Annotated in this window: 12 protein-coding genes; 6 read left to right on the top strand and 6 right to left on the bottom strand. The window is 50.1% G+C overall.

Going from position 1 to position 13,569, the window contains the following annotated elements:
* The first annotated feature begins 8 nt into the window (after nt 1–8).
* The 5 genes from menD to BMX82_RS08315 are packed head-to-tail and all read left to right on the top strand — an operon-like array spanning nt 9 to nt 5,595.
* Entirely contained in the window at nt 9–1,553 is a 1,545-nt protein-coding gene (gene menD / locus BMX82_RS08295) for a 2-succinyl-5-enolpyruvyl-6-hydroxy-3-cyclohexene-1-carboxylate synthase (RefSeq protein WP_091767809.1), read from the top strand.
* The gene (gene menB, locus BMX82_RS08300; RefSeq protein ID WP_036910435.1) at nt 1,553–2,404 is read left to right on the top strand and encodes a 1,4-dihydroxy-2-naphthoyl-CoA synthase; all 852 of its coding nucleotides are present in this window, start codon (nt 1,553–1,555) and stop codon (nt 2,402–2,404) included. Before menD ends, menB begins: the two co-directional genes overlap by 1 nt.
* Entirely contained in the window at nt 2,401–3,417 is a 1,017-nt protein-coding gene (gene menC, locus BMX82_RS08305; RefSeq protein ID WP_091767812.1) for an o-succinylbenzoate synthase, read from the top strand. Before menB ends, menC begins: the two co-directional genes overlap by 4 nt.
* Nucleotides 3,414–4,382, top strand: a complete 969-nt coding sequence (locus BMX82_RS08310; protein WP_091767815.1) for an AMP-binding protein — start codon at nt 3,414–3,416, stop codon at nt 4,380–4,382. The genes menC and BMX82_RS08310 overlap by 4 nt, the downstream gene beginning before the upstream one ends.
* A 34-nt stretch (nt 4,383–4,416) precedes the next feature.
* Entirely contained in the window at nt 4,417–5,595 is a 1,179-nt protein-coding gene (locus BMX82_RS08315; RefSeq protein WP_091767818.1) for a hypothetical protein, read from the top strand.
* A 132-nt stretch (nt 5,596–5,727) separates the two neighbouring features.
* On the opposite strand, the gene aroB is transcribed toward BMX82_RS08315, so the two are convergent.
* A complete protein-coding gene (gene aroB, locus BMX82_RS08320) occupies nt 5,728–6,777 on the bottom strand; it encodes a 3-dehydroquinate synthase (RefSeq protein WP_036910440.1) in 1,050 nt (349 codons plus the stop codon).
* A gap of 154 nt (nt 6,778–6,931) precedes the next feature.
* Between aroB and BMX82_RS08325 the strand changes: the two genes are divergently transcribed.
* Nucleotides 6,932–9,907, top strand: coding sequence for a TonB-dependent receptor (locus BMX82_RS08325; RefSeq protein WP_091767824.1), 2,976 nt, complete (start codon nt 6,932–6,934; stop codon nt 9,905–9,907).
* Nucleotides 9,908–10,026: 119 nt separating this feature from the next.
* Here the strand turns inward: BMX82_RS08325 and BMX82_RS13000 are convergent, their stop codons facing one another.
* Genes BMX82_RS13000 through nusB form a run of 5 tightly spaced genes read right to left on the bottom strand, consistent with a single transcriptional unit; the run spans nt 10,027 to nt 13,308 of the window.
* Nucleotides 10,027–10,452, bottom strand: coding sequence for a DUF5606 family protein (locus BMX82_RS13000; protein WP_036911504.1), 426 nt, complete (start codon nt 10,450–10,452; stop codon nt 10,027–10,029).
* Nucleotides 10,434–11,000 (bottom strand): dephospho-CoA kinase, encoded by a 567-nt coding sequence (coaE, locus tag BMX82_RS13005; RefSeq protein WP_036911502.1) that lies wholly within the window; start codon nt 10,998–11,000, stop codon nt 10,434–10,436. The genes BMX82_RS13000 and coaE overlap by 19 nt, the downstream gene beginning before the upstream one ends.
* Entirely contained in the window at nt 10,997–11,974 is a 978-nt protein-coding gene (locus BMX82_RS08335) for a CdaR family protein (RefSeq protein ID WP_036911500.1), read from the bottom strand. Before BMX82_RS08335 ends, coaE begins: the two co-directional genes overlap by 4 nt.
* Before the next feature lie 3 nt (nt 11,975–11,977).
* The gene (yajC, locus tag BMX82_RS08340) at nt 11,978–12,292 is read right to left on the bottom strand and encodes a preprotein translocase subunit YajC (protein WP_036911499.1); all 315 of its coding nucleotides are present in this window, start codon (nt 12,290–12,292) and stop codon (nt 11,978–11,980) included.
* 20 nt (nt 12,293–12,312) lie between these two features.
* Nucleotides 12,313–13,308, bottom strand: a complete 996-nt coding sequence (nusB, locus tag BMX82_RS08345) for a transcription antitermination factor NusB (RefSeq protein WP_091767827.1) — start codon at nt 13,306–13,308, stop codon at nt 12,313–12,315.
* Nucleotides 13,309–13,569 lie beyond the last annotated feature (261 nt).

Below are 13,569 nucleotides of genomic sequence, written 5' to 3' on the forward strand. Positions count from 1 at the left end.
TATATTCTATGTATAGTAATAAGGATAACGTCAATATACTCACAACCTTGTTAGTGGCTCATGGCATACGACATGCGGTGGTCTGTCCGGGAAGCCGTAACTCGCCCATCGTGCATAATCTCAACGAATGTCCCGACATCGTGTGTTATCCCGTCACCGATGAGCGCTCTGCAGGTTTTTATGCCTTGGGTATGGCACAGGCATTGCGACAGCCTGTCGTGGTGTGTGTCACCAGCGGTACGGCCTTGCTCAATCTCACTCCTGCGGTGGCTGAGGCTTATTACCAGCATGTGCCCCTTGTAGCCATCTCAGCTGACCGTCCTCAGCAGTGGATTGATCAGCTTGATGGTCAGACGCTTCCTCAGCCCGATGCCTTAGGACATTTCGTGAAGAAAGCCGTCTCGCTGCCAGAACCAACAGACGATGAACAGCACTGGTATTGTAATCGCTTAGTTAACGAAGCCTTGTTGGCTTGTGCTAATCAGGGCTGTGGACCTGTGCATATCAATGTGCCTATCAGCGAACCCCTGTTCGACTATACTGTCTCGGCTTTACCTCAAGAACGTTGTATCAGAATGACGGCTGCCGACATCACCGCACCTACGCTCAGTCATGTGGAACGCATGTTCATGTCGGCTAAGCGTCCTATGCTCATCTGCGGTCAGCCGATGAATCCTGGTTTCGACGAAGCTGTGGCACTCGTGGGAAGTGATGATAGTTACGTGCCCGATTTCGTGCTATGCACCGGTGGCTCCATCGTGAGCAAACGCCTGAAGCGTTTCCTGCGCAAGGCTCGTGAGGTGTGGATGGTGAACGAAACAGGTGAGGTGACCGATACGTTTATGAATCTTACGCAGGTGATTCAGGGTGATGGCAAACTGGTAGCCGACCATGTGCAGCATCTGCTCGAAGCCCGCCCTCATCCGTTTGTCATGATGTGGGATGAACTGCTCAGACGTGTGCGCGCTCATGCAGAAAGCTACGAGCCCGCCTATTCCCAGATGGCTGTTGTGAAAACCTTCGAGTCACGTATAAGTGGTGCTGAGGTACACTATGCCAACTCCACTGCCATCCGTCTGGCTAATATCTATGCCCGGCATCCTGTGTGGTGTAATCGTGGCGTAAATGGCATTGAGGGTTCACTTTCTACAGCAGCAGGTTTCTCTTGTGTTACTGATGAACAGGTGTTCTGTATCATTGGTGATCTGAGTTTCTTCTATGACCAGAACGCCCTTTGGAATCAGAATCTGCAAGGCAACCTGCGTATTCTGCTGCTCAACAATGGTAAAGGAGGTATCTTTAACATGCTGAAAGGTTTGGAGCAGAGTGGGGCTCGTGACAGGTTTGTCGCCGCAGAACACCATACCTCCGCGGAGGGTATCTGTCTACAGAACAATGTGCGGTATCTGAAGGCGGAGAATATGGGAGAGATGTTGAAGGGTGTCGACACCTTATTGAATATGGAAAGCAGTCGTCCCGTGCTCCTCGAGGTGTTTACTGACGCTAGTGAGGATGAGCGGGTATTCAAGGATTATTATAAAACATTAAGATAATGAGAAACTGGAAAGAAATCAAGAAGTTCGAAGAGATTCTGTTCGAAGAATATAACGGTATTGCTAAGATTACCATTAATCGTCCGCAGTATCGTAATGCCTTTACGCCTAAGACCACCTGGGAGTTGTCGCAGGCTTTCGCTCTATGTCGTGAGATGCAGGACATATCTGTGGTGTTGCTTACTGGTGCGATGTCTGATGTGCCAGAAGGTAAAACGCTTGGCGATGTGAAGCATGCTTTCTGTAGCGGAGGTGATATGCATGTAAAGGGACGTGGTGGCTATGTCGACGAACAAGGTGTGCCCCGTCTCTCTGTGCTCGATGTGCAGATGCAGATTCGTCGCCTGCCCAAACCTGTCATCGCTATGGTGAATGGTTATGCCATTGGTGGAGGTCATGTGCTTCATTTGGTATGTGATCTCACCATCGCCTCTGAGAATGCCATCTTCGGACAGACAGGTCCTAAGGTGGGCTCCTTCGATGCCGGCTTCGGCTCTTCCTATCTGGCTCGTATCGTTGGTCAGAAGAAAGCGCGTGAAATCTGGTTCCTCTGCCGTCAGTATAGTGCAAAGGAGGCCGAGGAAATGGGCATGGTCAATAAGGTGGTGCCCATCGAGCGACTTGAAGATGAGTGTGTAGAGTGGGCAGAGATCATGATGGAACGCTCGCCTTTGGCTCTGCGTATGATCAAGGCAGGTCTCAATGCAGAACTCGACGGTCAGGCAGGTATTCAGGAGTTGGCTGGCGATGCCACCATGCTCTATTATTTCCTTGACGAAGCCCAGGAGGGTGGAAAAGCTTTCCTTGAAAAGCGTAAACCAGATTTCAAGAAATACCCAAAGATGCCATGACCTATGAGATAGAGGAGCGACTGCTCCATTTCAAACAGCCTGCAGGAACGTCGCGTGGCGTTTATCTGACTCGGAAGAGCTGGTTCGTCCATCTGTCGGATGACAATCATGTCGGGGTGGGAGAGTGTGCGCCATTGCCTGACTTGAGTTGTGATGCGATGGCCGATGAGGCTTATACGGCTAAACTACATCAGTTTTGTGAGGCTCTCTGTCAGTCTGGCACCATCGACTATGAGGCTATGCGCCCCTATCCCTCTATGCTCTTTGGACTGGAGACTGCTTGGCTTAACCTCCAGCATGGTGACTTGCTTTTCGATACCCCTTTCAGTCGTGGTGAGGTAGGCATCCCTATCAATGGCCTTGTGTGGATGGGAAACTATGATGAGATGCTCCAGCGCATGGAAGAGAAGCTGGCCAAGGGATTCAGATGTGTGAAACTTAAAATCGGTGCCATCGATTTCGATCAGGAACTCGACCTCGTCAAGCGTATCCGTGAGCGATTCTCCTTCCACGAGGTTCAGTTACGCCTCGATGCCAATGGCGCCTTTCCTTTTGAAGATGCCCTCTATAAGCTTGAACTGCTCTCGCAGTATGCCATCCATAGTATTGAGCAGCCTATCAAGGCTCAGCAATGGGGCTTCATGGCGCAGCTCTGTCGTGAATCGCCTCTGCCCATCGCCCTTGATGAAGAACTCATCGGTGTCAACGATCCTGAGATGAAGCATCACATGCTCAGCACCATTAAACCCGCTTATATCGTGCTTAAGCCCTCACTTCATGGAGGTATGCAAGGTTGTCGGGAGTGGATTGCCGCAGCCGACGATCTGGGCATTGGCCATTGGATTACCTCTGCCCTTGAGAGCAATGTCGGGCTTAATGCCATTGCCCAGTTCACTTCCGACGTCTATCGTTCAGTTCCTATGCTCATGCCTCAGGGCCTCGGTACAGGTCAGCTTTTCACCGACAACATCCCTATGCCCCTCGAAATACGTGGTGATCAATTATGGCGATGACATTAGAAGCATTTCTGTCTGAATGGAATGATGCCTCTGAGTTTGTCCATGTGCAGACCAGTGGTAGTACAGGTGCTCCCAAGCCTATGTCGGTTGAGAAGCGCCGCATGTTGGCCTCTGCCCGTATCACGTGCGATTTCCTTGGTCTTCGGTCTGGCGATACGGCTTTATTGTGCATGTCGCTCGATTATATCGCAGGCAAGATGATGGTCGTCCGTTCCATAGAACGTGGTCTGAAACTTATTTCCGTCGAACCCTCAGGTCATCCGCTTAGTAATGTGGAATATGTCGATTTTGCCGCAATGGTACCTATGCAGGTCTACAACTCCCTACAGGTTCCTGAGGAACGTGAACGTCTCATGCGGATCCGTCACCTCATTATCGGTGGTGGCGCCATCGACGATCAGATGGCAGCTGAGTTGCGCACTTTCCCCAATGCGGTGTGGAGTACGTATGGCATGACCGAGACTCTTTCGCATATAGCTCTTCGTCGGATTAGTGGTCCGGACGCTTCCGAGTGGTACACGCCGTTCCCCTCTGTACGGGTGACTCATAACGATGAAGGCTGTCTTGTTATCAATGCTCCTGAGGTTTGTGAAGAACCACTTGTTACCAATGATATTGTTGAGTTCTCGTCTGATCATTCAAAATTCCGGATTATCGGGAGAAGAGACAACGTTATCTGTTCTGGTGGTATAAAGATACAGATAGAGGAAGTTGAGCGCCATTTGCGTCCGCATTTGCATGTACCTTATTTATTAACGAAGCGTCACGACCCAAAGTTTGGTGAGGTCGCGGTGTTACTCACCGAGGGATCTGTAGAAGAGGCTCGTGAGGTCTGTCAGCGCATGCTGTCCAAATACCACCAGCCTCGCTATTATCTCCATGTGGCTCGCATTCCTCTCACAGAGACAGGTAAACCTGCCCGTCAAGAAGCTATACGTCTTGCCGAAACTGTTTTGTAACTAAGAATATAAACCTAAAACAAAATATAAAAGGATGAAAAAGATTGTATACATGATTGTTGGCGTGATGGCCTTGCTGGCTTGTCAGAAACAGCAGAGTCATGAGGCCGAGTATGTCGTCCAGGTATCGCTGGGCGGGTGGCATTCGCCAGATTATACGGCAGAACAGGTGATCGGCCGCATCGACACAGTGAGTCAGCTGATACCTGTAAAGAAGGTTATCATCGGTTGGAGTCAGGACAAAGAAATCTACCGTCAGGTGGGTGACTATCTGCACGACAGAGGTATCCGTATGCTGCTGTGGTTACCTGTGTTTGCTGAGACGGAGGAGGTGTGCGAAAACACACCAGCTGTTGACCTGTGGGGACAGGTGCCTACTAATTATGACCTGGCTGCGGGCGAGGGATTCCGTTTCAACTGCCCGTCTGACCCTCAGAATGCTGCTAATGTGGTGGCCGTCTATGACAGTCTGTTCAGTGATTGCGGTTTCGACGGCGTGTTCATCGATCGCATCCGCACTCAGTCGTTTGTCAGTGGGGTTAGTGGTGTGCTTGGTTGCGGTTGTCCGCTATGCGTCGAGCGCTTTGCTGCTGAAGGGGTCGACATTCAAGCGGTGAAAGCTGAATTTGAAACTCAGGGCGATGCTTTCTTCTCTGTCAGTGGCTATACACCGGTCGAAGGCTTCAGCTTTAAGAATCCTGTGGCTGCAGCCTTCTTCAAGGCTAAAGGTCAAGTGGTCAGCTCTTCTGTAGCGGCTATTGCCGACTCTCTCCGTAGCCGTGGTCTCGAAGTGGGTATGGATCTTTATGCTCCTTTCATGGCACCCTTCGTTGGACAGGATTATACCATCCTTGCTGGTCATGCGGATTTCATCAAGCCGATGCTGTATCGCCAGACCTTTGCTCCTGCAGGAATGGGTTTTGAGTACGATCTGCTTCGCAAAGCCCTTCCCGCCGCCACAGGATACCCTGATTTTAAGATGGATGTTGATTTCCTGCATACTCAGCTCGAGGCCATGGAGCCTTATTCCTGCGCTAAGTACCCTGGCATTGAAATCAATTACCGCCCCGTTGTCGCTCCGACTTCGCCCGAATACATCTCCGAGTCCTTGAAGGCAGTGCTGAGCCACGGCTTCGATGGGGCAGTGCTCTCTTGGAATATCATGGAAGCCCCCTTGTCTCATCTGGAACCTTTGAAGCAGAAAGATAAATGAGACCGACAGAATAAGAAAAGCATCCAGACTTGGTAAAAGTGAGATAGGGCTACCCTCGCGGGCGGCCCTATCTGCGATTAGTTAGTAATATGATTAGGTCTATTAAGTTGATTGGTTACTCTTTTTACGTGGTCAGCCCTCGCGATAAAAGTCGAGCGCCTCGTATATCTCTTCTTTCGTGGCTGTCTGGTCGATGCGGATGTCTCCGATACCGCCAAGTAGGGTGAAGTTAATCACGCCAGCCACATTCTTCTTGTCATGTGTCATGAGTTCCAACAAGGTAGGATAGTCATCACAAGTGATAGGCATTTTACCATAGTGTTCCTGTATGAAACGTACCGTCTGATGCATCTTGTCGGTGGGGAAGCCTGTTTTGATAGCGCTGAGATAAAGTTCGCAGATGAGGCCCCAAGCCACAGCATAGCCATGCAGTACGGGTTTTCTTTGTAGTGCCAGCGATTCGAAGGCGTGACCTGCAGTATGTCCGAGGTTCAGTGCCTTGCGGATGCCGCGCTCAGTGGGGTCTTCAGTGACGATGCGCTGTTTCACGGCTACACTGTCGGCTACCATGCGATTCAGCTGCTTAAGGTCGGGATGCTCCACGTCGAAGTTGAGCAGTTCGGCCCACATCGGTTCGTTGGCAATCAGTCCGTGCTTCAGCATCTCTGCATAGCCGGAGAGAATGTTTTCGGTGTCGAGGGTTTTCAGAAATTCAGTGTCGAGAATTACGCAGTTGGCATTGCGGAACACGCCAATTTCGTTTTTCAGTCCCCGGAAGTTAAAGCCCGTCTTTCCGCCAACACTTGCATCGACCATTGATAGTAAGGTCGTCGGAATGTTGATGTAGTTGATGCCTCGCTTGAAGGTAGAGGCGGCGAAGCCTCCCAAGTCTGTCACCATGCCGCCCCCTATATTTATTAATAAGGTGTGTCGGGTGGCGCCGTTCTTGCCCAGTTCTTCCCACACATGGACTACTGATTCGAGTGTCTTGTGGGTGTCGGTAGCACCGATGGTGATGAGCTGAGCACCCTGAAGGCAGGGCAGGGACTCGACGATAGGCAGACAGCATCGCATTGTTGTCTCGTCTGCAAGAATGAACGTCAGGTCGTGTTCACATTCCGAGATTGCCTCTTGAAGTGTGAGGCCTATCTGTTCTGATATGATAACCTTTTGCTGGTTCATTTTAATGGTTGCAGGCAGCCTTTTTTATATATGATTATGGTGCAAAGGTACACAAAAAAATTAAAAACTATCATGAAAAGGCAAAAATTTTTGGAATCTTATTAAACTTTTCTTGTTTTTCTGCGTCAAAGAGGCACAAACTGATAAAAATGCAATGAGAAGATTATTACTCTTAATGGCCGTATTAATGGTGGCTCAATTAGTTAGTGCACAGCGCACAGTGACAGGTAAGGTTGTTGAACAGGATACGCAGGAAGCAGTGATTCAAGCCACGGCCGCTATTCTCCAAGGTGAGAAGGTCGTGGCTAATGCCGTGACAAACGCATCAGGTGCTTTTACAATCAAAGCCCCGAAGGAAGGAAGCTACACACTCAAAGTAACCTACGTTGGATTTAAGCCTTATACCAAGAAATTCACCCTGAAGAATGATAAGGACTATCATGCAGGAACCATCACACTGTCTCCTGATGCCATCATGTTGAAGGGCGCCACAGTTACAGCACGTGCTTCGAAGGTGACCCTGAAGGCTGATACCTTTGTATATAATGCCGCAGCTTTCCGTACGCCAGAGGGCTCGGTAGTCGAGGAATTGGTAAAGCGACTGCCCGGTGCTGAGGTTAACGATGATGGAAGCATTAAGATTAATGGTAAGGAGGTTAAGAAAATCCTTGTAGACGGAAAGGAGTTTATGACGGGCGACACGAAGACCGCCATGAAGAACCTTCCTACCAATATTATCGATCGCATCAAGGCCTACGACAAGCAGAGCGACCTGGCTCGTGTCTCAGGCATTGAGGACGGCGAAGAGGAGACGGTGCTCGACTTTGGTATCAAAGCGGGTATGAACAGAGGCACGATGATGAACTTAGACGTTGCTGCCGGTACTGAGCATCGCTATTCCGGTCGTATCTTCGGAGGTGTGATGAGAAACGATATGAAGGTGTTCCTGATGACCAATGCAAACAATACAAATGATATGGGATTCCCCGGTGGTGGCGGTGGAGGCCGATTTGGTGGGGGACGCCAAGGCCTCACCGCCAACAAGATGGCCGGTGTGAACTTTAACTATGAGAATACTGGTAAGCTGATATTCGATGGAAGTGTGCGCTGGAACCACAGCGATGGCGATGCGTTCTCTAAGAAGTCATCAGAGACATTCTATAGCGAGACCAAATCCCAGTTCAGCAACAGCATCAGCCAGAATTTCTCACGTTCTAACAACTGGAATGCCCAGATGCGACTGGAGTGGACTCCCGACTCGATGACCAACATCTTGTTCCGTCCCACATTCCGCTATAACACGAACGATGGCAATAACTCGGGTGATGAGGCCACATTTAGTCAAGATCCCTACAACTACGTTGTCAATCCGCTGGATGAACTCCAGACACTGATTGGTAAGGGCATTGCCGTCAACAACCGTATCCAGAAGAGCATTTCGTATAGTGACTCCAAGAACGTGAACGGTATGCTGCAGGTGAACCGCCGACTGAACAACTCGGGCAGAAACATTACCTTGCGTTTGAATGCTGGATGGAGCGACGGCGACAGCAAGTCGGCCAGCGACAGCTACACCAACTACTACCAGCTGGTTAACGCCTTGGGACTGACTGATTCTACCAATATTACCCGCCGTTATTCAATCACTCCCACCAAGAACTGGAACTATAGCGCACGTCTGACCTACAGCGAGCCTATCTTCCCCCGCACATATCTGCAGTTCAGCTATCAGTACCAGTATCGCTATCAGAAGAGCGACCGTGGTACCTATGATTTCAGTGATCTGGTTTCAAACGGTCTGTGGAATGGCGGCTATCGCACTTGGGACGCTTACCTCCGTCAGTTTGGCAACATCACATCGTTGGATCCTTATCGCGACAACGATCAGAGCCGATTCTCTGAATATCATAACTACATCCACACTGCCGAGGTGATGTTGCGTATCGTTCGCAATGCCTATACCTTCAACGTCGGTGTGCAGATGGTGCCTCAGAAGTCGCACTTTATGCAGGACTATAAGGGCATCCACTCTGATACCACACGTACGGTGACCAACTTCGCACCTACGATGGACTTCCGTTGGAAGAAGTCTGCCACAGGACAGTTGCGCTTCACCTATCGTGCCAATACCAGCCAGCCCTCAATGAGCGACCTGCTTGATATCACCGACGACAGCGACCAGCTGAACATCCAGAAGGGTAACCCGGGTCTGAAGCCCTCGTTCACTCAGAATTTCCAGCTGTTCTATAACGACTATTTCCAGAAGCACCAGCGCGCCGTGATGACTTTCGTGAACTTCTCGACGACAGCTAACTCGATAGCCAACAAGGTTACGCTCTTGGACGGCGGTGCTCGCATGACGCGTCCTGAGAATATCAATGGTAATTGGAATGGTAATGTAGGCTTTATGTTCAACACCGCCCTCGACTCTGCGGGTTACTTCAATGTGAACACCTTTACCAATCTGGGATATGTTCACAACGTAGGTTTCGTGAACGACGGTAAGAGCGACGCCAAGTCTGTTACTACATCGACCACAATCATGGAGCGTTTGGCAGCCAGTTACCGCAATGACTGGTTTGAGATTGAACTTAACGGATCGCTTAACTATAACCACAACCGCAGTGAACTCCAGAAGAACAATAACCTTGATACCTGGCAGTTTACCTATGGAGGTATGGTTGGTGTAACAGCACCTTGGGGCACATCGCTTACCACCAACATGAACATGCAGAGTCGCCGTGGTTACAGCGACAAGTCGATGAATACCAACGAGCTCATCTGGAACGCCCAGATTTCGCAGAGCTTCCTCCGCGGCAATGCGCTGACGGTATCGCTTCAGCTCTATGACATCCTGAAGCAGCAGTCAACGGTGAGCCGTACCATCTCGGCCATGATGCGAAGCGATACAGAGTATAATGCTATCACAAGCTATGGCATGCTCCACGTCATCTATCGTCTGAACCTCTTTGGAGGCGGCGGTCTTTTCGGTGGTGGTCGTAGAGGTCCTGGTGGTCCTGTCGGTGGTCCTGGCTTTGGCGGTGGTCGTCCCGGTGGCCGTCCTGGCGGTGGCTTCGGTGGCGGACGTCCTGGCGGTGGTGGCGGCTTCGGTGGCCCACGCGGATTCTAACCCCCAATAAATATACAATCCCTGCTCACTCGAGTAGGGATTTCTTTTTCCCTTATTTGACTTGGCAAAAAAAGAAGCCCCACTCGGTGAGCGGGGCTTCTTTTATGACGAGGAAGTGTTTACTTCTCTTCGGTTGTCTCGGGCTCTTCGGGCTCCTTGAAGTCGGTGAGTCCGGCTTCTACGAGGATGTTGTACCAGGTGATGAGCTTCTTGATGTGGCTGTTCTGCACGCGGTCGCGGTCCCACTCGGGAAGTACCTTGGTGAAGTAGTCCTGCAGTTCCTTGCCAGAAGCCTTCTTCTCGTTGATGCTGGCTTTCTTGCCGTCTTCGAGTTTCTTCAGATTGTCGAGCACGTCCATCAGGGGTACGTCGTCGGTCTCTGTGAACATGGCGATGTCGTTGAGCGAGGTGATGCGGTCGGTGGCGAAGGCGGGTAAGCGCTTATGTGTGCCATCGAGAGCCTCGACTATGAGGTTGTTCTTACCTCTTGATACAAGCTTGTAAAGGCCGGGCTTGCCGGCGATAGCTAAAATGACTTGTTGCATTGTTTGATGATTTTATTTAATTGTTTATCTATATCTTTTTCTCCGTCGTTAACGATGATGTAGTCGGCCCTTCGGATGATCTCCTCCTGATCCATCTGGCGGTCCATCCATTCGAGCACCTTCTCACGGGAGATGTTGTCGCGCTGCATGACGCGCTGGATGCGCACCTCCTTGGGAGCGACAACGGCTATCACCTTGTCGACGTATCTGTAGATGCCCGACTCGAACATGAGTGCGCTCTCCATCCACTGAAGTCCGCTCTCCAGGAAGTCTCGGAACACGGCGGGGTGGACTATTGCGTCGACGGCGTGGGCGTTCTGGGCTGAAGCCAGCAGAAACCTCGCCACCTCGGGTTTGTTGAGCGTGCCGTCATCAAAATAGGTCGCGGGACCTATCAGACTGGTGAGTCGTGTCCTGATGTCGGCTGATGTCTGAATGAGGCGCTTGGCAGCCTGGTCGCAGTCGTAGACCTTGAAGCCCAGCGACTCGATTCTCTGGCAGACGAAACTCTTTCCGCTACCGATTCCTCCTGCAATACCTATCTTCATTCTGTCTCAGACTCTATCAGGTAATCTACGAGCGTGGTCTCGAGGCGGGCTCTGGAGATGCCGCCCGGCACCTTCTTCAGGTAGATGTGACACTTCTCTGACGGATCTTTCTTGATTTCGTTATAGTCGGCAATGACGCTGAAGTCGTCGGACTTCAGGTTGCGGAACGTGCTGACGCCAGTGACGAAGCTTACCGTGACTTTGGCCGGGAAGGTGCGGAGTAGCATGCCTGGAGGCATGTTGATGCCCTCGACGGGGATACCCTCGATGCGCTCTTCGGTGAGCACGTCGGTAAAGAAGGCCACCTTCACGTGGTCGGGCACCATCTTCACGCCCTTTATCTTGCTCAACTCGCAGTTGGCAATCAGCGTGTCGCGGAAGTTTGCGTAGTTCAGCTGCTCGGTATAAACCATGTTGATACTGTCGAGCTTCTCTTCCGAGGCATAGATGGTGACGCTGTCAGGAGAATAATGTACGCTTGAGATGAAGTAGAGTTCTTCAGGAATCACGCGGCCGCTCCAGCGCACGGGCACCATCTTCTTGGCACCATAGTTGTAGTAGAACTCCAGTTTCTCAGGCTTGACGCTGGTGATTCTGGAGCCGCTGGCCAACTGCTGGTACACCATTTTCTGCAGGTCCTGAGCTGACACCGAACCTGTGCCGTTGTTCTTAGAGTAGGTCTTGAAACTGATGCTGATCTTCTTCAGAACGTCACCATACATATAGGTGAGCAGTGTGAAACCCTTGTCGCGGATGGTCATTCTGACAGTGTCGACCTCATCGGAGGTGAGCACGGCGTTCTTAGGGATGCCGACTACGGATACGGGTATGGCAAACTCTTTCTCATAGGTTTCGTTCAGGGCCATGTTTAGCCAGAAGATACCTGAGAGACCCAGGAAGAACAGGAAAATCAGCAACTCCTTGTTAGCCTTGCTGAACAAGAAGTTCCTGACCAGTTGCCATATCTCTTTCATCGCTTATTTCGTCTGCTGCTGAATGGCAGAAGCGAATACAGAAGTCTTCTCGACAGTGATGACCACGTCGCGGGCAATCTTCACATCAACGGTGTTCTTAGCAAGGTCGATGCTCTTGACGGTTCCGTGAATGCCGCCACCGGTAACAACTTCAGTACCCTCCGAAAGTTCGTTCTGGAACTTCTGGATTTCCTTCTGCTTCTTCTGCTGGGGTCTGATCATGAAGAACCACATGATGGCAAAGATAGCTACCATCATGATAATCATACTCATACCGCCTCCTTGCGCTGACTGCGCAACTAATACTAAATTCATCATTTTTCGTTTTTACTTTTTAATTATTTCTTGATTCTTGGTCTCATCTTAACTTTCTTCTCGTCCATCTGCTGGAACTTTGGCTTAGCAGGGTCGATGTGCTTCATCAGGCGACCAGTCTTCACGAGATTGCGAGCAATGGCGTCGAGCATGCCGTTGATATAGCCGCCACTCTTATGGGTAGAGTAGAACTTGGCAATCTCGACGAACTCGTTGATGCTCACGCTGATGGGCACGTTGGGCAGGGTCATCATCTCTGCGATGGCAATCTGCATGATGATGATGTCCATGAAGGCCAGGCGTGAGAAATCCCAGTTGCGTGAAGCTTCGGTCATATAGCGCTGATACTCGTCGGCATTGAGGATGGCTGCACGGAACAACTTGCGGGCAAAGTCCTTCTCCTCGTCGCTGTCCCACTCGGGCAGCAGTTCCTGCTTTACACCCTCCTGCTCGTTGAAGCGCTTGATGGTCTTAATGACGAATGTATCGACAATCTCCTTGTCGTCGTTCCAGTAAAGGCTCTGGTCTTCGAGAATGGCGTCGAGCTCTTCGTTCTCCTGAATGAAGTTCTTGTAAAGCTTGCGCCACAATTCGCGGTCAGCCTCGTAGCTGTCTTCGCTGCTGGCCATATATTCTTTATAAATCTCGCTCTGTTCAATCTTCTCGAGCAGCGAACCGACAAAGGCTGCCGAGTCGTCCCAGCTGATTTTCTGTGTGCTCAGGAATTCGTTCAGCTGTTTGTTCTCGCTCAACTGCAAGGCGAAGCGGTTGAACACGAATTTGCGGGAAGGCTCTTCCGTTCCTTCACGCTTAGCTCTGGCCTGCAGGAGTTCCATGCGGCGTCCTGCCTCTTTGCTGATGGCAACGATCAGGCCTAATAAGTAATTGTAGAGGTCATAAGATTTTGAGAGACTGAAGAAAAGCTCTTTCTCAGCCGTGTCGATGTTCTTGTTACCGTTTTGATAGTAAGCATAGGTTAACTGAACAATTTTGATTCTAATAATTTCTCTGTTAATCATCTCACTTGATGCTTTTGTTGTTTTACTTTATACCTATTTTTTAATGTTAAACCATAATTTGGTAAGTGCAAAGGTAGCTATTTTTCCTTAATTCTGCAAGAAAAAGAAAGAAAAATGCATTATTTTATCATTTTTTCATTCTTTCTTTTTTTCATTTCAGAATAAATGTGTACCTTTGCACCGCTTTTTCGGCAAGTAGGCCGAGATTCGTGTGATGGCGAATTAAGCAAAAACGTATTATTTAAACTTAATTTAGAGTAA

This window comes from Prevotella sp. khp7, from assembly GCF_900109055.1.
Lineage (GTDB): Bacteria > Bacteroidota > Bacteroidia > Bacteroidales > Bacteroidaceae > Prevotella.

Coding starts and splice junctions, on each gene's coding strand:
- menD (WP_091767809.1), top strand. CDS start 9: ATGTATAGTAATAAGGATAACGTCAATATACTCACAACCTTGTTAGTG.
- menB (WP_036910435.1), top strand. CDS start 1,553: ATGAGAAACTGGAAAGAAATCAAGAAGTTCGAAGAGATTCTGTTCGAA.
- menC (WP_091767812.1), top strand. CDS start 2,401: ATGACCTATGAGATAGAGGAGCGACTGCTCCATTTCAAACAGCCTGCA.
- BMX82_RS08310 (WP_091767815.1), top strand. CDS start 3,414: ATGACATTAGAAGCATTTCTGTCTGAATGGAATGATGCCTCTGAGTTT.
- BMX82_RS08315 (WP_091767818.1), top strand. CDS start 4,417: ATGAAAAAGATTGTATACATGATTGTTGGCGTGATGGCCTTGCTGGCT.
- aroB (WP_036910440.1), bottom strand. CDS start 6,777: ATGAACCAGCAAAAGGTTATCATATCAGAACAGATAGGCCTCACACTT.
- BMX82_RS08325 (WP_091767824.1), top strand. CDS start 6,932: ATGAGAAGATTATTACTCTTAATGGCCGTATTAATGGTGGCTCAATTA.
- BMX82_RS13000 (WP_036911504.1), bottom strand. CDS start 10,452: ATGCAACAAGTCATTTTAGCTATCGCCGGCAAGCCCGGCCTTTACAAG.
- coaE (WP_036911502.1), bottom strand. CDS start 11,000: ATGAAGATAGGTATTGCAGGAGGAATCGGTAGCGGAAAGAGTTTCGTC.
- BMX82_RS08335 (WP_036911500.1), bottom strand. CDS start 11,974: ATGAAAGAGATATGGCAACTGGTCAGGAACTTCTTGTTCAGCAAGGCT.
- yajC (WP_036911499.1), bottom strand. CDS start 12,292: ATGATGAATTTAGTATTAGTTGCGCAGTCAGCGCAAGGAGGCGGTATG.
- nusB (WP_091767827.1), bottom strand. CDS start 13,308: ATGATTAACAGAGAAATTATTAGAATCAAAATTGTTCAGTTAACCTAT.